General features: G+C 32.2%; 28 protein-coding genes. 9 read left to right on the top strand and 19 right to left on the bottom strand.

Features of this window, described 5'->3' with window-relative positions:
* Positions 1–273: 273 nt before the first annotated feature.
* The 11 genes from Q1W72_RS03205 to Q1W72_RS03155 all read right to left on the bottom strand — a co-directional run bounded on the left by Q1W72_RS03205 (position 274) and on the right by Q1W72_RS03155 (position 7,230).
* Positions 274–513 (bottom strand): DUF1660 family phage protein, encoded by a 240-nt coding sequence (locus Q1W72_RS03205; RefSeq protein ID WP_302137370.1) that lies wholly within the window; start codon positions 511–513, stop codon positions 274–276.
* Between the two features lie 233 nt (positions 514–746).
* Complete coding sequence (locus Q1W72_RS03200; protein ID WP_099715902.1) at positions 747–1,805, bottom strand: nucleoid-associated protein; 1,059 nt, start codon at positions 1,803–1,805, stop codon at positions 747–749.
* A gap of 88 nt (positions 1,806–1,893) precedes the next feature.
* On the bottom strand, positions 1,894–2,433 hold the full coding sequence (locus tag Q1W72_RS03195; RefSeq protein ID WP_302137368.1) for a hypothetical protein: 540 nt from the start codon (positions 2,431–2,433) through the stop codon (positions 1,894–1,896).
* A 192-nt stretch (positions 2,434–2,625) separates the two neighbouring features.
* Positions 2,626–3,231, bottom strand: a complete 606-nt coding sequence (locus tag Q1W72_RS03190) for an HPP family protein (RefSeq protein ID WP_302137366.1) — start codon at positions 3,229–3,231, stop codon at positions 2,626–2,628.
* Positions 3,232–3,237: 6 nt separating this feature from the next.
* Entirely contained in the window at positions 3,238–4,518 is a 1,281-nt protein-coding gene (locus tag Q1W72_RS03185) for a chloride channel protein (RefSeq protein WP_302137365.1), read from the bottom strand.
* Positions 4,519–4,647: 129 nt separating this feature from the next.
* Complete coding sequence (locus Q1W72_RS03180; RefSeq protein WP_302137364.1) at positions 4,648–5,037, bottom strand: VOC family protein; 390 nt, start codon at positions 5,035–5,037, stop codon at positions 4,648–4,650.
* Position 5,038: 1 nt separating this feature from the next.
* On the bottom strand, positions 5,039–5,299 hold the full coding sequence (locus Q1W72_RS03175; protein ID WP_302137363.1) for a hypothetical protein: 261 nt from the start codon (positions 5,297–5,299) through the stop codon (positions 5,039–5,041).
* A gap of 63 nt (positions 5,300–5,362) precedes the next feature.
* Positions 5,363–5,758 (bottom strand): hypothetical protein, encoded by a 396-nt coding sequence (locus Q1W72_RS03170; RefSeq protein WP_302137361.1) that lies wholly within the window; start codon positions 5,756–5,758, stop codon positions 5,363–5,365.
* Between the two features lie 83 nt (positions 5,759–5,841).
* Positions 5,842–6,399 carry a sugar O-acetyltransferase gene (locus tag Q1W72_RS03165; RefSeq protein ID WP_302137359.1) on the bottom strand — a complete coding sequence of 186 codons (558 nt, stop codon included), beginning with the start codon at positions 6,397–6,399 and terminating at the stop codon, positions 5,842–5,844.
* A gap of 17 nt (positions 6,400–6,416) precedes the next feature.
* On the bottom strand, positions 6,417–6,767 hold the full coding sequence (locus Q1W72_RS03160; RefSeq protein WP_099715894.1) for an MmcQ/YjbR family DNA-binding protein: 351 nt from the start codon (positions 6,765–6,767) through the stop codon (positions 6,417–6,419).
* Positions 6,768–6,771: 4 nt separating this feature from the next.
* The gene (locus Q1W72_RS03155; protein WP_099715893.1) at positions 6,772–7,230 is read right to left on the bottom strand and encodes a YciI family protein; all 459 of its coding nucleotides are present in this window, start codon (positions 7,228–7,230) and stop codon (positions 6,772–6,774) included.
* Positions 7,231–7,409: 179 nt separating this feature from the next.
* On the opposite strand from Q1W72_RS03155, the gene Q1W72_RS03150 reads away from it, so the two are divergent.
* The 6 genes from Q1W72_RS03150 to Q1W72_RS03125 all read left to right on the top strand — a co-directional run bounded on the left by Q1W72_RS03150 (position 7,410) and on the right by Q1W72_RS03125 (position 13,446).
* A complete protein-coding gene (locus Q1W72_RS03150) occupies positions 7,410–9,614 on the top strand; it encodes a TonB-dependent receptor (protein WP_099715892.1) in 2,205 nt (734 codons plus the stop codon).
* 202 nt (positions 9,615–9,816) lie between these two features.
* Complete coding sequence (locus tag Q1W72_RS03145) at positions 9,817–10,437, top strand: hypothetical protein (RefSeq protein WP_302137355.1); 621 nt, start codon at positions 9,817–9,819, stop codon at positions 10,435–10,437.
* Positions 10,438–10,515: 78 nt separating this feature from the next.
* Positions 10,516–11,850, top strand: coding sequence for a histidine kinase (locus tag Q1W72_RS03140; RefSeq protein WP_302137353.1), 1,335 nt, complete (start codon positions 10,516–10,518; stop codon positions 11,848–11,850).
* Between the two features lie 44 nt (positions 11,851–11,894).
* Positions 11,895–12,200 carry a 2TM domain-containing protein gene (locus Q1W72_RS03135; RefSeq protein WP_302137352.1) on the top strand — a complete coding sequence of 102 codons (306 nt, stop codon included), beginning with the start codon at positions 11,895–11,897 and terminating at the stop codon, positions 12,198–12,200.
* A gap of 67 nt (positions 12,201–12,267) precedes the next feature.
* Entirely contained in the window at positions 12,268–12,603 is a 336-nt protein-coding gene (locus Q1W72_RS03130) for a 2TM domain-containing protein (protein ID WP_302137350.1), read from the top strand.
* Positions 12,604–12,678: 75 nt separating this feature from the next.
* Positions 12,679–13,446, top strand: coding sequence for a LytTR family DNA-binding domain-containing protein (locus Q1W72_RS03125; protein ID WP_302137348.1), 768 nt, complete (start codon positions 12,679–12,681; stop codon positions 13,444–13,446).
* A gap of 106 nt (positions 13,447–13,552) precedes the next feature.
* Here the strand turns inward: Q1W72_RS03125 and Q1W72_RS03120 are convergent, their stop codons facing one another.
* The 5 genes from Q1W72_RS03120 to Q1W72_RS03100 all read right to left on the bottom strand — a co-directional run bounded on the left by Q1W72_RS03120 (position 13,553) and on the right by Q1W72_RS03100 (position 17,944).
* Complete coding sequence (locus Q1W72_RS03120) at positions 13,553–13,735, bottom strand: CsbD family protein (protein WP_302137346.1); 183 nt, start codon at positions 13,733–13,735, stop codon at positions 13,553–13,555.
* Between the two features lie 227 nt (positions 13,736–13,962).
* Entirely contained in the window at positions 13,963–14,748 is a 786-nt protein-coding gene (locus Q1W72_RS03115) for a CDP-alcohol phosphatidyltransferase family protein (RefSeq protein WP_302137344.1), read from the bottom strand.
* Positions 14,749–14,806: 58 nt separating this feature from the next.
* Entirely contained in the window at positions 14,807–15,829 is a 1,023-nt protein-coding gene (locus tag Q1W72_RS03110) for a COX15/CtaA family protein (RefSeq protein WP_099715885.1), read from the bottom strand.
* Between the two features lie 51 nt (positions 15,830–15,880).
* Positions 15,881–17,314: a CCA tRNA nucleotidyltransferase gene (locus Q1W72_RS03105; protein WP_099715884.1), complete on the bottom strand. Its 1,434-nt coding sequence runs from the start codon at positions 17,312–17,314 to the stop codon at positions 15,881–15,883.
* Positions 17,315–17,374: 60 nt separating this feature from the next.
* Positions 17,375–17,944, bottom strand: coding sequence for an L-threonylcarbamoyladenylate synthase (locus Q1W72_RS03100; protein ID WP_099715883.1), 570 nt, complete (start codon positions 17,942–17,944; stop codon positions 17,375–17,377).
* Positions 17,945–18,227: 283 nt separating this feature from the next.
* Between Q1W72_RS03100 and Q1W72_RS03095 the strand changes: the two genes are divergently transcribed.
* The gene (locus Q1W72_RS03095) at positions 18,228–19,016 is read left to right on the top strand and encodes a glycosyltransferase family 2 protein (protein ID WP_099715882.1); all 789 of its coding nucleotides are present in this window, start codon (positions 18,228–18,230) and stop codon (positions 19,014–19,016) included.
* Between the two features lie 210 nt (positions 19,017–19,226).
* Entirely contained in the window at positions 19,227–19,916 is a 690-nt protein-coding gene (locus Q1W72_RS03090) for a lipopolysaccharide kinase InaA family protein (RefSeq protein WP_302137341.1), read from the top strand.
* On the opposite strand, the gene Q1W72_RS03085 is transcribed toward Q1W72_RS03090, so the two are convergent.
* Positions 19,894–20,688 carry a glycosyltransferase family 2 protein gene (locus Q1W72_RS03085; RefSeq protein ID WP_302137339.1) on the bottom strand — a complete coding sequence of 265 codons (795 nt, stop codon included), beginning with the start codon at positions 20,686–20,688 and terminating at the stop codon, positions 19,894–19,896. The two genes, Q1W72_RS03090 and Q1W72_RS03085, sit on opposite strands and share 23 nt — an antisense overlap.
* Before the next feature lie 67 nt (positions 20,689–20,755).
* Here Q1W72_RS03085 and Q1W72_RS03080 point away from each other — a divergent pair, with 67 nt between their 5' ends.
* Positions 20,756–21,571, top strand: a complete 816-nt coding sequence (locus Q1W72_RS03080) for a glycosyltransferase family 2 protein (protein WP_302137337.1) — start codon at positions 20,756–20,758, stop codon at positions 21,569–21,571.
* 6 nt (positions 21,572–21,577) lie between these two features.
* On the opposite strand, the gene Q1W72_RS03075 is transcribed toward Q1W72_RS03080, so the two are convergent.
* Both Q1W72_RS03075 and Q1W72_RS03070 read right to left on the bottom strand, forming a co-directional pair.
* Positions 21,578–22,639 carry a glycosyltransferase family 9 protein gene (locus Q1W72_RS03075; RefSeq protein ID WP_302137335.1) on the bottom strand — a complete coding sequence of 354 codons (1,062 nt, stop codon included), beginning with the start codon at positions 22,637–22,639 and terminating at the stop codon, positions 21,578–21,580.
* Between the two features lie 66 nt (positions 22,640–22,705).
* Positions 22,706–23,521: a 2,3,4,5-tetrahydropyridine-2,6-dicarboxylate N-succinyltransferase gene (locus Q1W72_RS03070; protein WP_302137334.1), complete on the bottom strand. Its 816-nt coding sequence runs from the start codon at positions 23,519–23,521 to the stop codon at positions 22,706–22,708.
* Between the last annotated feature and the right edge of the window lie 40 nt (positions 23,522–23,561).

Below are 23,561 nucleotides of genomic sequence, written 5' to 3'. Positions count from 1 at the left end.
GTTTTGTGTTGTAAAATGGAGATGTATTTTTTGGAAAATTATCGAATAGAAATGCTATTGTAGCTTAGCAGTTTTTTTTGATTGTTTTTCTGTTTCAATATCAGGATTGATTTTATTAATATCAGGATTAGCATGATTTTGTTTTTTTGCAATGTTAGAAATAATTGAATTTTTATTCTTGAAACACTTATAGGTATATTTTTTTCAAGAATAAAAAGTAATAATTGGTTGTTTTGGTAATCAAATGAATTGTAATAAATTCTGGAATTATTTTTACACGGAATGAATTCTTTTATTGTAGAAACCTATTAGGGTTTCATTTATTTCTTTTAGTTCTGGTGTAAGAAACGTTTTTCGACCTTTCTCATCGTTAGTTAATTCGAGTTCACAAACAGTGCATTTAAATTCTTTGAAATGATTTGTAACATTTCGGGTTGTAATTATTTTATGACCAAATAGTGTACACAGAATTTTTTTACTGAGAAATTTTTCTTTGATTTCGTTTGTATTCATACTATTCGGTTATTTAGATTTGGGGATTAAAGGGGATTAAACTTAATTAATAACCGTTTAAATATCAAATAAAATCGATGAAATACATTTTAAGTTAATAAAAACAATAAAATTCTTATAAAAATTATATGTTTTTTGTAAACCTTTGGAATAAAGTATTATAGGAATGAAAAAAAATCCCCAACTACATCAGTAATTGAGGATTGAAAATTTAGAGGTATAAAAACTATAAGCTAGCTTTTTTCTTCTTTATTGAAATAAACTAAGTAGTAATACATTTGTTTTTCTTCGTCCCAGCCTTTTTCTACAAATTTTTCGGCACTTTCAGGATTGATGAAGTCCATTTTAATTTGGATGTGTGTATCCAAATTAATTACGTTTTTGATTGATTTTCTGGCATCAGAAACCGCTGCATTTGCAATAGGGAATGATGTAACATCTTCAATACTGTATTTTTCCCCTTTGTCAACTTTGTAGTTTTTAAACTCAGGAATTAAGTCTGGATTGTCTAAAACTTCGTTTAAGAAATTAGTTTCTTCGAACTGATCGTTTTTTGCAAAATAGTTCACAGAACGGTTCATGAACATCACTTCTTCTTTCTTATCCTCAGCAGGGAAAACAACATCTTTAGCAAAGTTCTGACAGAATTTTAAATACTTTTTAGTGATAAAGTTTTCATCCTCAAAGGCATCAACAGATAAGAAATGTTCTAACCAATATCTCGCATCATAGCGGTTGCTGTCTACTGTTAGGATTTTGTAACCTTCTTCTTTTTTATAGTTAAAGATTAAACATCCTTTGTCTAATTTATTCAAACTTACACCTTGTTGCAAAATCATTTCTAAGTGAGTTTCTTTCTCTTCAAATTGTAAAAAGTCAGCTTGTATTTCGCTTTTAAAAATTCCTATTGCATCCACAACATTATTATCAATGCTCACGTTCGTTAAATAAGTAACGTAAACTTCGCCATTCTTGATGTGAGGATGATTAGATTGCTCAAATAAGTGTTTTGTGATTTTTTGAGAAACTTCATGAATCGTATTTGGATTCTCAAAAATCTCAGTTGCAAATTTGAACATGTCATTGTAATCCAAATCAATTTCATGGGCAAACTGAAAATAGTTTTCTTCTTTCTCTCTAAAGGGTTTAAAGAAAAATTCTTTCATCAAAGGCACAATTTCATCGTTCAGATTAAAAGGTTGCTCTGATAAAAAAATCGCTTCATTTCTACTTTTATTACCAACTCTATGAATTGATAAGTTTTCGATGTGTGTATTATATAAATTGATCATATTTTTATTTTTTTAGATAAAAGAACCAAGATGAAAGACAGCAAAAAGGTCTTTTATCTTGGCTCTTGATTCTTAATTGTATAATGCTTTAATTCCAGTTCTCCTCAAATCCAAAGTCTTCAAAACTATCATCGCCTTCAAACATGTCTAAATCGTCTTCGTCTAATCCGTCTTCAAATTCATCATTATAGTCATCGGCATTATCTGATTCAAAGTTTTTTTCCATCGCTTCATCTGGCATTTCACCGTGAGAAAAAATGGTTTCCGGATATGTATTTCCTGCAAGTTGATCTTCTATTGCAGCCAGTTCTACAAGGAACGTCCACATATTGATGAAATCATAAACATAGAGAATTTTAGTGTTTTCCTTATCTAAAATATCTGATAATTGGTAATCGCTCATTATTTTTTGCTCACCGGGAACATCGCCGGTATCAAAAAGTGAAATCTCCTCTTCTTGATTCCAAGTTTCATCGCAAGTATAAAACGAAGCCACTTCCATTCCATCAAATCCGAAAGAATTGAAAATAGCATTGTGCAAATCTTCTAAAGTATCGTCTTCAAGTATTGCAATGTCTCTAAAAACATCTTCTTCCGCGTCTAGAATCACTCTAAATTTATAAACCATAATCTTTGTTTTTATTGAAAGCTCAAAGGTAAAATTTAATTTTTAGATTTAGATTTTAGATTTTAGATTTGTTGATAAGATTTTTGTGTATGACTTTCAAAGGGAATAAGTGATTGATTGTCATTTATTCTAAAAGTATTTAGGTTTTAGTACAAAATAAATACGCTAATTATACTTTATTTGATAGGTAAGTTAAGAAAGACTTTTTTTAATCTTACCAACAAGCCTCTTTCTAATAATGTGATACTTTTTATGGTTTGGATATGACCTGTTTGGTGTCATATTATTAAAAATCAAAGCCACTACCAATAAAATTAGTACACCGCTCAGTACTGGATAAAGTACATACCAATAGCCAAGATTTTTAATCTTTGGTGTTCCAATAATGGCAATCAAAGCAGTGGCTCCACCTGGAGGATGAAGCGTTTTTGTCATTTGCATTAAAACGATAGATAAAGAAACGGCAAGCGGAGCAGCTATCCATAAAATATCAGGTATGAATTTAGCGACAGTAACGCCAACAAGTGCAGACACGATATGTCCTCCCACAAGATTTCGGGGTTGTGCCAATGGACTTTGAATAATCCCATAAACCAGTACGCTTGAAGCTCCAAAAGACCCAATTAAATAGACTACATCTACATGCAATAAAGTTTTAGATTGCATGTAAGCGATTAATCCGATGCCGATAAATGAACCCAGAAAAGCCCAAAAATGTTCCTTAAAATCAATTAAAGTTTCTTTGTAAAGAATGTATTTGGTTTTGCGATAACTCCTTTTTATTTTTTGAACAGGCATAGGTAATTATTTTACTAAACTTTGGGAATAGGAGTAAACAGTGAACGGATAAATCATTTTAGCTGTATATTTTGAAATCAAACAAACCACTAGAATTGGAAGAAACAACGTATAATCATTGGTTAATCCGCAAACTAAAAATATGGAGGTAAATGGTGCATGAATACTGGCACTCAAAACGGCTGCCATTCCTATTATCATAAAGTTTACTGGGATTACATTTGCATTGAAATACGTGTTTAAAACTAAAGCAACTAATAGTCCTAAAAATGCGCCAATAAACAGGCTTGGGGCAAAAACACCACCATCTCCTCCTGAAGCTAGAGTAACTGAAGTAACAATAGGCTTCAATACTAAAATCCCGATGAAAGTGAGTACCAATGAAAGTGAAAGCACGATTCCATTCGGATTAATAAAAATAGTCTTGATAGCATGATATCCTTCGCCATACAGTTGTGGAAATACAAAAAGGGAAATACTTAAAATCACAGACCCGAAGATAATTTTGAAATAGGGCACTTTTATTTTCGAAAATTGTTCTTTAAAAAACAACACACAACGGGTTAAATAAACCGAATTTATTCCTGCAATAATTCCCAATAGTATAAAGTAGGGAATAGCTCTTAAATGCCAAGTAGTTATGTGCACTGCAAACAATGGTTTTTCGTCAAGCAAATAAATGAGTCCAAAAGCGATTGAAACAGCTATCAGGTTTGTTAGTACAAACGCTCGAGTTACTTTTTTTGAAATCACTTCAAGAGAAAATAAAATTCCGGCTATTGGGCTGCTGAATAATGCCGTAATTCCGGCCGCAACTCCCGCACAGATTAACTCGGTTTTGTATTGTCGGAATACATTTTGTTTCCTTTGTGCAACAGAACCAATAGTAGCCGAAGCGACAACTGTTGAAACTTCTATTCCTGTAGAGCCACCAAAAACCACGGTCAATAAACCGTTAATGAAATGGGAAGGAATTTTATAGCTTGGTAAATTCTTCGAATTGGAATTAGTGCTTTCAAAAACTTCTTTTATGCCTTTGTTTTCCTTTTTCTTAAATAAATACTCCCTAAGAAAATAAATAATTGACAATCCAAAAACGGGGAAAACAACAAAAAATATTGGGTTTACAATCGTTTGATGAAAAAAGATTTCTTCATAATATTCAGTTGTGTTTTTCAAAATAACACCTAAAAAAGCAGAAAGAAAACCAATTAAAATGGATACAACAACAAGTTTTTGAAGTTTAATGAATTGATAGTTCTTTTTAATTTGTGTGGTATTGTTCATTTGAAAAAGTAATGTGTCTGAGTATTACAAAATTAAAGAAAAAAAATCAGATTTGAATTGAAAAAAGGATTGGACTATTTTCTTTTGCGATTAATACATTGTTTTTACTTTTTCATAAACAAAAATGACTTATTTTTCATAAAACTCTATCGGTAAATCATCTGGATCTGCAATAAAGAAAAAGCGTTTTTTAGTGTGTTCATCAACACGAATTTCTTCTGAACGGATATTTTGATTGACTAAAAAATCGCGGGTTAATTGAATGTCATCAACTTCAAAGGCTAAATGGCGTAATCCTGCCGCTTCAGGTTTTGAAGGACGCTGTGGAGGATTTGGAAACGAAAAAATCTCAATGATGTAATTTCCGTTTAAAGCCAAATCCAGTTTATACGATTGTCTTTCTTCACGGTAAATTTCTTGAACAATTGTAAGTCCTAAAACATTTGTGTAGAACGTTTTTGATTTCTGATAATCAGAACAAATAATGGCGATGTGGTGAACTTTATTAAGTTGTAGCATGTTATTTTAAATAAGTCATTATTGGAAGATTTGCATTGGCATCTTGGGTCAAAGCATCAGCATGAAGTTGATGTATCAGCGCTTTGGTTTCATCAATATCATTTATTCGAAAAAGAAAAAACACTTCATTTTCATCATCGGCATTTTGCCAAAGATGCTCCAGAAACATATTATTTTCGGCATGAAAGGCTTTGTCTTTCTCTAAAATCTCGCTAATGACCGCAATAGGAACATTTTTAAGTTTTGCTAATAAATGTGGCATTTTTATTGAATTGATAAGGTGTAAAAGGAAGAAAGCCTAATCAGTTGATTAGGCTTTAGCTTTTTATTTTTTTGCATCGGCACAAAGTCCCACAATCTCATGGAAAGTGTCATGTAAATCAGTGATTGATTTCAAAATTGCTGAATCAGATCCATTTGAAGTAACTAATTTATGCAGTGCTTTACTTTTTAACTGTAATCTTTCAGCTGAAGCCAATATAGCGTTTGTTCTAAATTCTGCAGGAATATCAGACTTTAATAACATGGCGGCTTTGTTCATCATTTCTTCTGAACGTGCTTTGATTGGCGCAAGATTTCCTTCTTCAGCAGGATGAAATGTTTGTGACATTACTTCGTGAAATTCTTTTATGGCAGGCCATTTTTCGAAAGTGGATTGTGCCGAAACTGAGTTTGCGACTACAATAAGTGCCAAGACTAGAAATGCTTTGAGATGTTTCATGATGATTTTATAAAGTTTAAATGTTTATAACAAAGATAAGAAATTTTAGTCTTAAGGAGTTGTAATTAGGGTTAGGATATACATTAAATATTTAACTTTCGGATTACTTTTGCCGGATTTCCTACCGCCAAAGAATTATCAGGAATATCTTTTGTAACCACTGAGCCTGCACCAATTACACAGCCATTTCCAATGGTTATACCTGGGCAAATAACTGAATTTCCGCCAATCCAGCAATCATCACCAATGTTTATTGGCAATGCATTTTCCAAGGTTTTTCTCAGTTCAGCATCCAGTGGATGTGTGGCGGTGAACAATTGAACTCCAGGTGCAAAAAACACATTGGAACCAATAGTGACTTTGGCACAATCCAAAACAACGCAGTTTACATTGAAATAAACATTTTCGCCACAACTGATATTGTATCCATAGTCACAAAAAAATGGAGGTTCAATATAAAGATTTGGTCCTGCATTAGGAATGAGTTCTTTTAGTATTTCTCTCGCTTTTTTTGTCACTCGGTATTCTGTAACATTTAATCGGTGGAGTAAATTTTTAGATTTTCGTCTGTCTTTTACTAAAACAGGATCTCCTGCCAAATAATATTCTCCGGCAATCATTTTTTCTTTTTCAGTTATCATAGTTTAATTTTTTGCTTTTATGTAAAACCAAGTTGTTTTTTTATTTTGACAGAAAGTTTGTCCTTGACTAAAGTATAGGATTGTTCAATGTAAAACTGCCATTCTTTTTTGGTCATTTCATTAATGTCGTTAATCATAACCCATTTGTAACGTGCAATGTAAGGCGCAGGCTTAAAACCTTCTCGAGTGCTGATTTCTTCAAACTGTTCCTCCAAAACTTTAAAAGCTGCCGAAGTGGGGGATTTGTCCAAACCAACAACCAAAAACATTTTTTCGCCTATGCAAAAACACAAATCATTTCCCCACTTAATACTTTCAGTCACCGCTTCATTTGATTTACAAATAACCTGTAATTCTTCAATATTCATGAAATTAGATTTTAGTTTTGGCTATTTTATCATGGATTTTTAGCGTTTCCTGCAATGCTGCACTTCCATACCAAAGCGTCAGTTCAGCTTCCAGAAGTTTAGATTGTACCGCTGGATCTGTCGCCACAAATGTTTTAGCTTCTTCTATACTACTGGCGTTAAAAATATAAATACCTCTATAATTTCGTTCGTTTTTTATGAAAGGACCCGCCACAACCAGTTTTCCTTCTTTTGCTAATTGATTGATATTAGCCATGTGACCCTCAAATAGTTTTTTAGTTTCTTCTTTCGTTGCCGTTGTGTTGCTTCCAGTTTTTAACAAACAAAAAACATATTGCTTCATTCCGTAATCATCTGCTTTAAGAGATTTTGCCAGTTTTTCATCAAATGCTGATTCCGCTTCCTGAGAAAATAGTACGGTACTAAAAGAGAACAATAAAAGGAATAAGATTGATTTTTTCATTTTTACAGAATTTGGTTGTACACAAATTTAAGGTTTTCATTATAAAATAAAAAATGCATGATTTTAAATTCGAAATGGATTAGGCAAAACAACTCATCCAGTAATTTCAACAGTTCAGTAATAACTTTTTCTGGTTCTGATTTTTGCAATAGATATTTGCTTCATCAAAATCAAATATCATGAAACCAACATTTACGCAACAATCAAATCATTCGAACACAAGGTTTAAATTTATTTTTACGTTTGCCTTTTTAGTATTCAGCTTAACTATTTTTTCACAAAATACAATTTCAGGAAAAGTGGTAGATGAGAAAGGAAAACCGGTTTCAGGTGCTAATATTTTTATTGAAGGAACTTATGACGGTGCTTCCAGTAGTGAAACGGGGAATTTTAGTTTTACAACTACAACAACCGGAAATCAAACTTTGGTTGTGAGTTTCCTGATTTATGAAACTTCAAAAACAGTAATTGATGTGGCTAATTTCCAAAATAAAACCATCAAATTACGAGAAAGTGTTACATCGCTTGACGCGGTTGTGATTACAGCAGGTACATTAGAAGCGGGCGATAAAGCAAGAGTTTCTGTTTTAAAACCGTTAGACATCGTAACTACAGCGGGTTCGGCTGGAAATATTATTGCGGCTTTGCAAACGTTGCCAGGAACACAAACGGTAGGCGAGGACGGCCGATTGTTTGTTCGTGGTGGCGAAGCCAATGAAACACAAACTTTTGTAGACGGGATTCGGGTGGCACAGCCGTATGGCGCAACCACGAATAATTTACCAACACGAGGTAGGTTTTCTCCCTTTTTATTCAGCGGAATATCATTTTCTACGGGTGGTTATTCAGCGGAATATGGCGAAGCGTTATCCAGTGTTTTGTTATTGAATACACAAGATGATCCAGACCAAAACAAAACCGAAATCGCTTTGATGACTGTAGGTTTAGGAATTGGAAATACCCAAAAGTGGAAAAAAAGTTCGTTGAGCGTAAATGCGAATTATATCAATTTAGCGCCGTATCAAGCGGTTATTCCTCAAAATGTGGATTGGAACAGTCCTTTTCAATCGTTGTCAGGAGAAACCGTTTATCGTTATAATTTCAATAATGGAATTTTGAAAGTATACGCTGCTTTTGATAGTTCTAAATTCGATATTAATCAGGAAAATATCAATTCGCCAGAGAAAATCAGAGTTGACTTGAATAACAATAATTTCTATTTGAACTCGTCTTACAAAGGCGTTTTTGGGAACAATTGGCAAATTACTTCCGGGTTAAGTTATGGCTACAGCAATAATAAAATAAATTTGGATTCAGATAAAGTGGCGAATGATGAAAATGCGGCTCATTTGAAATTAAAATTGAAAAAGAGCTTTTCTGAAAGATTGAAACTGTCTTTTGGAGCGGATTATTTTGTTACTCAATTCAATGAAGATTTTAAGGAAAATACAGGTTCGGTTTTCACCAATGGATACGATGCTAACATTGCGGCAGTTTATACGGAAGCCGATATTTTCTTCTCTAAAAAATGGGCAGCCAAAGTAGGAGTTAGGGCTTCAAATAACGATTTACTGAATGAAACCGCCATTTCACCCCGAATTTCATTTGCCTATAAAATGGCTAAAAACAGTCAGTTTTCATTTGCTTATGGCGATTTTACCCAAACTCCAAACGCGGAATACATCAAGTATTCCAACAATCATCAGTTTGAAAGTGAAAAGGCTTCGCATTACATCTTGAATTTTCAATACAATAAGAACGGAAAAACCTTTCGTGCAGAAACTTATTTTAAAGACTACAGCAATTTAGTAAAATTTGACACCCAAATGGCGGCGTATAATTCGGTTTATGATAATTCCGGTTCTGGTTATGCGAAAGGATTGGATTTGTTTTGGAGAGACGGAAAATCAATCAAAAACTTAGAATATTGGGTTTCCTATTCGTACATCGACACAGAGAGAAATTATAAAAATTTTAGTTCTCAAGTGACACCAAGTTTTGTTGCAGATCACAGCTTGTCAATCGTTACTAAATACTGGATAAACGACTGGAAATCACAAATAGGTTTTACGAATTCATACAGTTCTGGACGTCCTTATAACAATCCAAACGAAGCTAAATTTATGAACGGAAAAACAAAATCCTACAACAGTTTAAGTTTCAATTGGGCGTATTTAGTGTCACAGCAAAAGATTTTATACTTCTCGGTTTCTAATGTTTTAGGTTCTCAGAATGTATTTGGATACGAATATGCCAACAATCCCGATAATACAGGCTTTTACAATAGAAAAGAAATTGTTCCTACGGCCGATCGCTTTTTCTTCATAGGATTCTTTTGGACAATCAGCAACGATAAAAAAGACAATCAGTTGAAGAACCTTTAAAACGAGTCACAAAGTCATAAAGTCTACTGTCTTTGTAAACTCTTTCAACTGTATAACTTTCAACTAAATCACAATTCATCCATCAAATTCTACAGTTCAGTATCTATAAATTTTAAACCAATAAAAACTGAGATACTTTTGAAGTATAAATTATTGCAACGTTTCAATCATCAAAAAAATAACCATTTTAAAACAAGAAATCATGACAAAAGTTATCACCACAATCGTATTATTAGTATGTAGTTTAGTATCGGCTCAAGGGCAATTCGAACAAGGAATGGGAAAAGCATTCCAGCTTTGGGGCGAAGGAAAAAACACGGAAGCTTCTGATTTATTCGAAAGAATAGCTGGTGCAGAGAAAACAAGTTGGCTGCCTAATTATTACGTTGCATTAGTGAATACAACGACCGCTTTTAGAACAAAAGATAAAGATCAAATGAATTTATTACTTTCGAAAGCACAAAAATCATTGGATATAGAAATGGATAAAAATCCCAATAATGCTGAATTATTGGTAATGCAAGCAATGATTCACACCGCTTGGATTGCTTTTGATCCAATGACGAACGGACAAAAATTATCTGGAACGGTTATGGAATTGTACGGAAAAGCACAGGCAATTGCACCGGAAAATCCAAGAGTTGTTTTTGGTAAAGCCGAATTTGAAATAGGTGGTGCTAAATTTTGGGGAACAGACACTAAACCAATGTGTGTGCAAATTGAAAAAGCTATTGGACTTTTTGCTACTTTTAAACCTGAAACACCTTTCTCTCCAAAATGGGGTTTAGAAAGAGCTTTAGAAGCACAGAAAAATTGTAAATAGGAAGTAGAAACAAGAAAGAATAGAAGTGATTTTCAAGTCTTTTATTGATGCTACAATCAGAATAAATATCAAAATAAAATGAATAGAATATATAAAGAACTTCAAAGAGCGATAAAATTGACACTTATTATTTTTGCTGTGATTCAATTAGTCAATGTGATAATGGGAAGTGAAGTTTATTTTGGTAAAAGGTTGCTAGTCAATTTTTTATTCACAATGATGTATACTTTTTCTTTATACGCATCCAATATGTTCCTTTTTTGGAAATTAGACTCTTATTTTGAAGATAAATTTTCTGTAAAAAGATTAACACTTGGTTTTATAGGTTCGTTTTTAGTTTCATTAGCAGTTATTTTTTTAATGCACTTATTTGAAGAAGTGGTGTATAACAAGAATTCTTTTGATTATTTCTTGGCAAACGAAAAACCTTCAAGTTATTTAGCATCAATAATAATCACTTTTTTCGTCACCTTATCCATTTACACGATTTCATTTTACAAAGCGTATAATGAGAACAAAGTCAAGGAACAGAAAATTATTGCAGGAACAGCTAACGCAAAATTCGAGAGTTTAAAAAATCAAATTGATCCTCATTTTCTATTTAACAGTTTAAATGTATTGAGCTCTTTGATTGAAGAAAATCCAGATAATGCGCAGCGGTTTACGATTTCATTATCAAAGATTTATCGCTACGTATTAGAACAAAAAGATAAAGAGCTGGTTTCGGTTGAAGAAGAATTGGCTTTCGCCAAAACGTACATGAATTTATTGAAAATGCGTTTTGAAAACAGTTTGTTTTATGAATTACCAACCATAGCTATAAATCCAGATGCCAAAGTAGTGCCGCTCTCTTTACAACTTTTATTAGAGAATACGGTGAAGCATAATGTGGTTAGTGAACAAAGGCCATTACATATTCGGATTTATATTGAGGGCGATTATTTAGCCGTTCAAAACGATTATCAAAAGAAAGAAGTATTGCAAGAACGTCAAGGTGTTGGTTTACAAAATATCGTCAACAGATATGGAATTATAACCAACAGAAAAGTATTGATTATTCAAAACGAGAAAACATTTACGGTCAAAATACCTCTTTTGACAAAACAAATTACAGTTATGGAAACAACTACAAATTACAATGAAGATACGGCTTATTACAGAGCTAAAAAACGAGTGGATGAGCTTAAAGGTTTTTACGGAAACTTGATCTCTTACTGTTGTGTTATTCCGTTTTTAATTTATATCAATTTAACTTTTTCGCCACATTTTCAATGGTTTTGGTTTTCTGCAGCCGGATGGGGATTTGGATTGACGATGCATGCTTTAAAGGTTTTTGGTTACAGTTCTAATTGGGAACAAAGAAAAATTCAAGAAATTTTGCGCAAAGAGGAGCAGAAACAAACTTGGAAATAAGAATCAGAGCTGTTATAAACGTAAAAAAAATTAAATAAGAAATTATGGAAAATACATATCAAAACGAAGAGCGCTATTTTAAAGCGAAAAAACAAGTGGAAGAAATTAAAGGTTTCTATGGGAACTTAACAGCCTATATAGTCTTTAATATTGCTCTCTTAATTATAAATTTAGTGACATCTCCCGAGCATTTATGGTTTTTTTGGCCTATGTTAGGGTGGGGAATTGGAGTAATTTTTCATGGCATGAAAGTCTTTAATTATATGCCATTTTTTGGTAAAGATTGGGAAGAGAAAAAAATCAAAGAGTTTATGGATAAAGAAAATGAGAGAAAAGATACTTGGACGTAAAGTCATAATTCTTCTATTACAATTGAATTGCTTTTTTAAATAGTAAATGACACTTAATATCATCAAAATGAAAAGAAATTTTAATTCTGGGTTTGAAGGATTTCAGCCAGAAGACAAATACGCTGCCGCCCAACGGGAAGTTAAGCGATTGAAAGGGTTTTATACGCATTTAATAGTATATATAGCCGTAAATATAGTGATTGTATTCCTCAATGTTAGAGATTTGGATCCAGGAGAAAGCTATTTCAAAATAGAGAATTTCTTTACTGCATTCTTTTGGGGAATAGGAATAGTGGTACACGGATTTTCTGTTTTCTTGCCCAATTGGATTTTTGGAAGAAACTGGGAAGAGAAAAAAATCAAGGAGTTGATGGAGAAAGAGAAAAGTGAAAAATGGGAGTGAAATAAGTGATCATCCCGAAGCTTCGGGAGCAATTTTCAGTAAACCAAAATAACCTAATAAACGATTCAGTATTAAATGATGACAATAATAATCGAAGACGAAAAACCAGCTGCAAGATTACTACAGCGAAAATTAGAAAGACTAAATATTCAAGTAGGAGTGATGTTGCATTCTGTAGAAGAAGCAATTAATTGGTTTTCTAATAATGAACATCCGGAATTGATTTTTTTGGACATTCAGTTGTCAGATGGATTGTCATTTGAAATATTTGAAAAAATTGAAATTAAGAGCGCCGTGATTTTCACAACGGCGTATGATGAGTATGCTTTACGTGCTTTTAAATTGAATAGTATCGATTATCTTTTGAAGCCTATTGATGAGGATGATTTAGAGGTTGCCGTTTCTAAATTTAAAGCGCGTTTACCAAAACAAGAAACCGGCTCCCGAGACTTCGGGATGGATTTTGAGCAGATTAAAAAAATGCTTTCTAATCCATTTGAAAAAAATCATAAAAAACGGTTTACAGTAAAAATTGGACAACATTTGAAAGTGATTACTACTGATGAAATTGAGTGTTTTTTTAGTGAAAATAAAGGAACCTATCTTCATACTTTTGACAACAGGAATTATTTAATTGAAACGACTTTGGAGCTTTTAGAGCAAGAAGTAGATCCAAAAGATTTCTATCGTGTAAGTAGAAAATTCATAGTTCCTCTAAAAGCGATTAAGGAAATTGTTGTCTATAGTAACTCTCGATTAAAAGTTATTTTGCCTTCTTATAAAGAAGACGAAGTGATTGTAAGCAGAGAAAAAGTTTCTGATTTTAAAAATTGGATTGGGTAGTTTTAGTGTAAAAAAACTGTTTCAAAAGCAGGTTCAAAAAATTCTAAAAAAGAAAGATTTTGACTCTTGCAATTGAAACAGTTCAAGTATGTTTAGGATTTAAAAATTAATCAAATAATGATTTAATTTCTTTTTGCGTCTTGCCTAATTTTTGTTGTAGCTTACCCCACATTTCATCTTCTTTACCTTCATCGTACAACAAATCATCATCTGTTAAATCAGCAAATTTTTGTTTAAGTTTTCCTTTCAATTCATTCCAGTTTCCTTCAATCTCTTTTGAATTTGGCATAATATTTAAGTTTTAAATTACTATTTGTTCTTTACAAATTTGGTGATTTTGAACAGTAAATATGTTATACAATTCTAGGAAACTATTGTATAATTCTAGTAAATTTTGCAATTGTATTTTATCTTATATCGTCGATTAGGAATGACATTTATGTTAAATCATAACTAAAGATGTTGTTTTTTAAAATACTGATAAATTGAAGGTTATATATTTGGTATAGATTATTCTTATGACGATTTTAAACCTTTAAAAACAACTTTTCGAATACCAATTATGACAAAAATCAGAGCGGTGTAAATTATAAAAAACGGAATGATATATTCAATTAAATCCATGGGTAGCATTACCGCAATTATCAATAGTTGAAAGCCTAATCCGTAAATAGAAAGTACTGTCATAAACCAGTTAGGAAAGGTTTTTACTTTGTACGCCTCTTTGTCCAGAAAGTGAATTATCTTGTCAAATGTGCCATAAACGATAGTATAAATCCGGAATAAAATATCCACTGATTTTTGGGTTTCTCCGGGTAAAGCTTTTGGCGATTTATATTCGAAAATTTTACTGGTGGTATCTCCGCCTACTGATTTATTTCTTAAAATCACATAGTAATAATTGTATAAAGTCCCCTGTAATTGGATGCCAATAAAGGCCAAAACAGTAAGCCAAAATGATGTCTTTGAAACATAACAAATGGTCATTAAAAAGAGAAAATTTAAGATGATATCAAAGACACTGTCTAAGTATCTTCCTGTATAGGAAGGCGTGTTTTTCAATCGTGCCAGTTCGCCATCGGCAGCATCAATCATTGATTTTAGAATGATGAAAAAACTGGCTAAATAGTAACTTCCTTGAAGAATACAGTAAATGGCAATCAAGCCTGAAACACCAAAAAGTAAGGTGACATGTATAGGAGTGAACCGAGTGTTTTTTAATTGATTGGCAAGAAATTTTCCAAATGGTCTTCCATAATCTGATAAATCTAAAAATTTATCTTGAGCAGCAAGTTTAGACATTTATGTTTATAAACAAAGAAATGCGACAATATAGTCAGGTATTATGGTTGGTATATTTTTATTTTGATAATCGATGTAAAGTGAATGTCATTGCCGTCAGTAAAAAGAAAGCCATTACTTGGTGTAATAATCCCAACCAAAGCGGTACACTGTAAAGCAACGTAAAAACGCCTAATGTGAATTGCAAAAATACGATTAATACCAAGATATTGATTCCTTTTTTCTGTAACGAAGAAAGGATGTGTTTTTTACTGGAGAAATAAAGCGCAAGAATCAATCCTACTACAACATATGCCATGGTTCGGTGTACAAATTGAACGCCGCTTTTTCCTTCGATAAGATTCAAAAACAAGGTGCTTTTTTCTATAAAAACACTGTCGTGAATGAATTGTCCATCACTCATTAATGGCCAGTGATTGTGTATTAAACCTGCATTTAAGCCTGCAACAAACCCACCATAGATAATTTGCAACAACAAAAATACTAACGCAACGCGTGCTAGTTTTCGCAATGGAAGTATAACTGTCGCTTTGTTTGGATAAATTAAATCCAAAGCTACCCAAAGTGTATACGCAAAGGTAATAAAAGCAAATGTGAGGTGTAATGCTAATCTAAAATGACTTACATCAGGATTGTCGATTAATCCGCTTCTAACCATGAACCAGCCCAAAAATCCTTGAAAACCGCCCATGAATAATAAAACCACACATTTTTTGATGGTTTCGCTCGAAAGACGTTTCTTGAACAAGAAATAGACAAAAGGAACGATAAATACTAAACCTATTATTCTCCCTATAAAACGGTGGAACCATTCCCAGAAATAAATGAATTTATAATCACTTAGGGTAAAATCATTATGTATATTGATTTTTTGATATTCTGGAAATTTTTTATATTCTTCAAAAGCATGAGACCATTTTTCTTCTGTTAAAGGCGGAAAAGTATCGGTTACTAAATGCCAATCGGTCATTGATAAACCTGAATTGGTCAATCGGGTAATTCCTCCCACTACAACCATCATAAACAATAATAAGCATCCTGATAACAACCAAATGATAACGTAATTATTCTCTTTTTTCATTGTTTGAAATTAATTTATGCAAAGATATTTGAAATGTAATTAATTGTTAATTCAACAAGCGTTAATCTTTAATCCAATTTTTGCGGCTCTTTTTAGCATAAATTGATACGCTGCCTCATATTCATTTGGAATTTCTCCTTCCAGAATCGCCTCTTTTATGGCTTCTTTCAGCATTCCAATTTCTTTTGAAGGCTTTAAATTGAATTTTTCCATAATCTCTTCACCTGATATTGGTGGTTGAAAATTACGAACCTGATCACGTTCTTCGACTTCTACAATTTTCTTGCGTACAATTACAAAATTGTTGTGGTATTTCTTGAATTTATTAGGATTTTTGGTAGTAATATCGGCTTCACACAACGTCATTAAATTCTCTACATCTTCACCGGCGTCAAAAACCAAACGACGCACCGCTGAATCCGTGACCGTGTCTTGTGATAACACAATCGGGCGAGAACTCATCATGACCATTTTTTGTACAAATTTCATTTTGTGATTTAGTGGCATGTGTAAGCGTTCAAATATTTTTTTTGCCATTTTTCCACCAAGAAATTCATGTCCATGAAAGGTCCAACCTTGTTTTTTGTTAAAGCGTTTTGTTGGTGCTTTTCCAATGTCGTGCAATAATGCTGACCAGCGCAACCAAACATCATCTGTATGCGGACAAATATTGTCAACAACCTCTAAGGTGTGATAGAAATTATTTTTATGCGTATGACCTTCAATTTCTTCCACTTGATTCAAAGCGGTCAATTCCGGAAGGATAATATCTAAAAGCCCAGTTTTGAATAATAGCAAGAATCCTACGGAAGGTTTATCTGTCGAAAGTATTTTATTCAACTCATCAACGATGCGTTCTCCGGAAATGATTTTGATTCGGTTTGCGTTTTTGGTTATGGAGTTCAACGAATTTTCTTCGATATCAAATCCCAATTGGTTTGCAAAACGAATGCCTCTCAACATGCGCAATGGATCATCAGAAAAAGTAATATCTGGATCCAAAGGTGTTCTAATTATTTTATTTTTTAAATCTTCCAATCCGTTAAAAGGATCCGAAAGTTCTCCAAAATTAGCAGCGTTTAAAGATAAAGCCAGCGCATTTATGGTAAAATCACGACGATTTTGGTCGTCTTCCAATGTTCCATTCTCTACAACAGGATTGCGACTCTCAAAATGATAGGATTCTTTTCGGGCACCTACAAACTCAATTTCAGTATCTTCAAAACGCAACATCGCTGTTCCGTATGTTTTGAAAACTTGAACTTTTGGTTTTTTTGGAAGTAATTGGGAAACTTTCAAAGCTAATTCGATTCCGCTGCCAACAGCAACAATATCAATATCTTTTTTAAAGTCTCTATTTAAAAGTAAATCTCTCACGAATCCGCCAATAACATAACTTTCGATGTTAAGTTCTTGGGAAGCTTGAGAAATTACTTCGAAAATTTTATTATTTAAGGCTTCTTTATATGAAGTTTTGATACTCATTTTTAAAATGTTTAAAGTCTAAAGTTTAAAGTTGCTAAACTTAAAACTGAATACTGCAATCTATTTCCGAATCACTTTCACCTGAGAATCATTCGTTAATTTTATTATTGTTGACGGTTTTCCACCGATTTTTTCACGGTGCAAATTTACAACATAGTCCACACCTTTTATAATTTCCGGGCTAATATCTTTGAAGGCTATAGGAGTGGGTTGACCTGAAATATTTGCAGATGTCGAAACCAATGGTTTTTTCATCTTTTCCATTAATTTGAAGCAAAATGGTTCTTTCACAACGCGAATTCCTAGTGAGTTATCAGTAGAGATTATATTGGGAGCTACATTTCTGGGTTTGTCCAGTATTAAAGTAGTTGGTTTTTCGGATAAGTCAATGATTTGCCAGGCAACTTCAGGAATGTCTTTGAATACATTGTACATCATTTTTTCACCATTCATCAAAACAATCATACTTTGGGTTTCGGCTCTTTGCTTGAGTTTGTATATTTTGGCAACAGCCTCAGGATTTGTTGCGTCACAACCAATTCCCCAAACGGTATCGGTAGGGTACAGGATAATTCCGCCTTCCTTGATTACTTCGTAAGCTTTGTGAACTTCTTCGTTTATATTTTCCATATTTTTATTTTTGTGGAGATTTTAAGTTTTAGTTCAATAAAACTAGTGTAATTTCCAGAGTGTAAAAATACTTCATTTGGGCTTTGCAATCCAAATATATTTCGAAGCGTGATTAATCCCTTTCCTGTTTTTTTACTTTAATTTTAGAACATTTGATAATTCAAGCTATTTAAATTAATATTTAGTGTTATTTTGGCATAATTTTGAAATTTAGAAGACTAAAATTTAGTGTCTAATTAATTAAAAAATCAAAATTTAAATTAATTTATTCAAACAATAGAAAATGACATCAGCACTTTTAATTTCTACATATAATTGGCCAGAAGCACTTCGTTTAGTTATGATTAGTGCTTTATCGCAAACGGATTTACCTAATAAGATTCTTATCGCTGATGACGGTTCTGGCAAAGAGACAGAAGAGCTTATAAGGGAACTTCAACTTAAAAGTAGTGTTCCGATTCTTCATTTTCATCAAACAGATAAAGGTTTTAGGAAAGCAAAAATTTTAAATAAAGCTATAGCGGGAACTAATGTTGATTATATTATTCAAGTTGATGGAGATTGTATTTTGCATCCTAATTTTGTGAAGGATCATTTAAGCTTTGCAGAAAAAGGCATGTATTTATATGGCTCTCGTGTTAATATACTTCCTACTGCTGTTGGGAAAATTTTTAAAACCAAGAAAATCTATTTTAATTTTCTTTCTAGTGAAATTAAAAATAGAACTAGAACCTTGCATATTCCATTCTTGTCAAGACTATATAAATCACATGAAGGAATTTCTAAAAAATTTAGAGGTTGTAATGTTTCGTTTTGGCGTGATGATTTTATAGCGGTCAATGGCTATAATGAAGACTTTGAAGGTTGGGGGAGGGAAGATTCGGATTTAGCCATTCGACTTGGAAACAATCATATAAAAGCTAAAAGACTTCGTTATGCTGGAATTGTTTATCATATTTTTCATAAAATAAGTTCAAAAGATTATTTTGAATTAAATGATAAAATACAAAAGGATACTATAGCAAATAGAACGGTAAGAGTTTTAAATGGAATAGATAAGTATTTGAAATAGATTTTTTAGTTATTCGGTATACTAGCTATTTTTATTTGGAGATTTTTTTTAATAAAATTATTATTGGATATATGGTAAACCTTAAATTGGATAAATAAAAAGCAATACCTACTTTTGTTTATTCTTATTATTCTATTGATGCAAATAAATATTCATTCTCATTTTCTTAAACATAAATCAAAATTATTGAGTTGTATTGAAAATTTTGATATGACAGGAATCCTTTTTGGTGATGGAAAACGAAACAAAATAAAATTATTTGATTTAGACTCTTTAACGATTAATATCAAATCGTTTAAAATCCCAAATCTAATTAATAAAATTGCTTACAAGTATTTTAGAAAGTCTAAAGCCAGACGTTCCTACGAATATGCAACAAATTTGTTAGAAAAAGGAATTGGAACACCGCAACCTATCGCTTTTTTTGAAAATTACAGTTGGTTGGGATTGAAAGAAAGCTATTATGCTAGCGAGCATCTTCAGACAGAACTGACTTTTAGAGAACTCGTAGAAATTCCAGATTATCCAGATCACTCAACTATTTTGCGTCAGTTTACCCGTTTTTCTTTCAATTTGCATGAAAAAGGTATCGAGTTTTTAGATCATTCTCCGGGTAATACTTTGATAAAAAAAGTTTCTGAAAAACAATATGAATTTTTCTTAGTTGATTTAAACAGAATGAATTTTCATGCTCAAATGGATGTCAACATGCGAATGAAAAACCTTTCGAGATTAACTCCAAAAAAAGAAATGATTGAAATAATGAGCGATGAATATGCAAAATTATACAATAAATCATTCAAGGAGGTTTTTGATATAATGTGGTACTATACTTGTGAATTTCAAGAAAAATATCATAGAAAACGCAGATTGAAAGCTAAATATTTTTTCTGGAAATAAGGTCTTTTTTATTCCAAAGAAGCTTTAATTCCTGATATCTTACAAACACACTATAGGCATTTAAATAGCATATAGTAATTCCTTTTTTGCCATCAAGAAAACCCAAGCGAATAAAATAATTATATAAAAAATTATAGGAAGGATGAAGAATGTGAAGTGTAAAGGAAGGTTTTTGTTTCTTGATAAACTTTTCTTGAGCTTTTAGCTTTCCGTACCGAGTAGCTTTTGATTTGTAGCATTTATAACCTGAATAGGAATAATGAAGAAGCTTATTTTTAAAAACACCTATTTTCCCATTCACTGTTAATTTTTCATGTACCAATTGATCGCTACTGTATTTTGCAAAGTTTTTATCAAATAGTCGGAGTATTTTATCGGTTTGTAATCCGCTAAAATGTAAAACGGTATTTTCAAACATAAATTTTCTGTAAAATAAAAAAGCAGAATAAGTATTGTTTGTTCGTAAGGTTTCTATAATTTCTTCTTTTAGTGCTGGAGTAATTCTTTCGTCAGCATCCAGAAATAAAATCCAATCATTTTTTGCTTGTGAAATCGCAAAATTTCTTTGAGAAGAATAATTTTCGAATCTATTTTCAATAAATCTTACGTTAGAAAATGATTGGGCGATTGACTTTGTTTTGTCGGTACTATAAGAATCTACAATAATAATTTCGTCAGCAAAACCCAAATCAACCAAAAGCGCTTGCATGTTTGCTTCTTCGTTTAGAGTAATTACTAAGACAGATATTTTTGGCGCTAAATTTAGATTCATGAAAGGGTAGTATTTCACAAATATAATTTATTAACTACTTTTGCACTACTTAACTTCAAAAATATTTATGAAAGCATCTGTAATAATAAGTACATACAATGCAGAGGCATGGTTAGAGAAAGTTCTTTTTGGGTTTAATATTCAAACTGAAAAGGATTTTGAAATTATTATCGCAGATGATGGCTCTGGTCCAAAAACAAAAGAATTAATTGATCAAATGAGGAATAAGATTTCAAATCCTATTATTCATGTTTGGCATGAGGATAATGGTTTTCAAAAAACTCAAATTTTAAATAAAGCGATTGTTAGTACTAATTCGGATTATTTAATTTTTACGGATGGCGATTGTATTCCAAGAAATGATTTTGTTGCTGTTCATCTTGATAATAGAGAGAAAGGATATTTTCTTTCGGGAGGATATTTTAAATTACCCATGTCTATTTCTAAAGCGATATCAGAGGAAGATATAGTTTCTCAAAGATGTTTTGATGTAAAGTGGTTATTACAGCATGGTTTAAAAAAATCCTACAAAAACATTAAAATTAGTTCGTCTAAATTTAAATCTAAAATTTTAAATGCCATAACGCCTACTAATGCAAGTTGGAATGGGCATAATGCTTCTGGTTGGAAAAATGATTTAATAGCCGTGAATGGTTTTAATCAAGAAATGCAATACGGAGGCGAAGACAGAGAATTAGGAGAGCGATTATTCAATATGGGATTGAAATCTAAACAAATTAGATATAGCGCAATATGTATTCACTTGGATCATAGTCGCGGCTATGTCAATGAAGCAGCATTAAAAAAAAATAAAGCCATTAGAAAATTTACTAATCTGAATAAGATAGTAAGAACTTCCAATGGTATAGATTCTAATTTATAAGCGCTTTTAATTATTTTCTAAAAAACTTTCTAATTTTGGAAAAAGAAGTTCAGGGGCAAAAGATTCATATAAATTTAAAGCTTCATTCTTCATTTCTTTTGCAGATTTCGTACCATATAATTCCGGTCTGAAATCTTTTAAATGCACCGATACATTTGATTTTTCATTTTCAAAAGAATTCCAAGCTTCTTTGATTATCCATGTAGAAAATATAGTAAATGTAGGTTTGTTTATCGCTTTGGCCATATTTACTGCGCCTCCTTCATTACCAATTAAAGCATCACAATGGTAGGTTATGGATAAAAACTCTCGAATACTTCCAGAGACAACATTAATTTTTATGTTTTCTTGAGTTTTAGGCTGACATAAATCAAAAATTGCTTTGGCTTCTTTCTCCTGCGATGGCATATAATTGAAAAGTAAAACTGCTTGATTTTTTTCAACTATTCGATCAAGTATTTTTGCCATATACAGAAAAGGATAGGTCTTGTTTTTACCGCTTCCAAGAACACTGATCATGTATAACTTTTTAGAAAAATCAATTTTGTTTTTCACTAAAATAGCTTTTCCATTCTCAATTTCTTTTTCGGTTAAAAAGATACTTGGCTTGTTTTTTAATTTTGCATTTGGCGCTAATGGCATTAACAAATTCAATCTGTTTTCTAAAGCCGTTCCTGCTTCAGTAATTGGATTTATGATTTCTTTTACTGTTATAGAATAGAGATAATTTGTATATGGTTTGTAGAACCCGATTCTTGTTTTAGCACCAGAAAAAGCGACTACCAAATTACTTTCCAGTTTTCCGTATGCATCTATAACCAGGTCGTATTTTCGTTTCCTGATGGCAATTAAAAATTTAAACAATGCTAGTTTACTTTTGCGGTACCTATCTTCAAATAATATAAGGTTATCAATATTTGGATTGTTTTCTAAAACTGGAACAGTAAAAGGATTAACTAGATAATCTACTTGAGAATCGGGATAAATCAACTTTAAATTATTACAAATAATACTGCTAGCCAATACATCACCAATCATCTTTTGTTGAATTACCAATATTTTCATCATTTTCATAATATAAAAAACCTCCCGTTTAAGGGAGGAATATACAATAATTTTTTATTTTAAGAGGTATTAAACCGCTACGTCATATTCACGTAAAGCATTATTCAATGATGTTTTCAAATCTGTCGAAGGCTTACGTGTTCCAATGATTAACGCACAAGGAACTTGAAACTCACCGGCAGCGAATTTCTTAGTGTAACTTCCAGGTATTACAACAGAACGAGCAGGAACAAAACCTTTCATTTCAACTGGAGTTTCTCCTGTAACATCAATAATTTTAGTAGAGGCAGTCAAGCAAACATTGGCACCAAGAACGGCTTCTTTCCCAACATGAACACCTTCTACAACAATACAACGAGAACCAACAAAAGCACCGTCTTCAATAATTACTGGAGCAGCTTGTAAAGGTTCAAGAACACCACCAATACCTACACCACCACTTAAGTGTACGTTTTTACCAATTTGAGCACAACTTCCTACGGTTGCCCATGTGTCCACCATAGTTCCTTCATCAACATAAGCACCAATGTTTACATAACTTGGCATCAAAATAACACCACTAGAAATATAAGCACCGTAACGCGCTACAGCATTAGGAACTACACGAATTCCTTTTTCGGCATAGCCTCTTTTTAGCAACATTTTGTCATGGTATTCGAAAATTCCAGATTCTAAAGTTTCCATTTTTTGAATAGGGAAATACATCACAACCGCTTTCTTTACCCATTCGTTTACCTGCCATCCTTCACCTACCGGTTCAGCAACACGTAATTTTCCAGTGTCTAATAATTCAATAACTTCTCTGATAGCATCAGTTGTTGTCGTTTCTTGCAACAAGGCACGGTTTTCCCAAGCTTGTTCTATAATTGTTTGTAATGGATTCATTTTAGTTAGATTTTTGACAAAGATATGTTTTTTAACTAAA

It is taken from the genome of Flavobacterium sp. ZE23DGlu08, assembly GCF_030505335.1.
Classification (GTDB): Bacteria; Bacteroidota; Bacteroidia; order Flavobacteriales; family Flavobacteriaceae; genus Flavobacterium; species Flavobacterium algoritolerans.
This window is presented reverse-complemented; position numbering and strand designations above follow the sequence as displayed.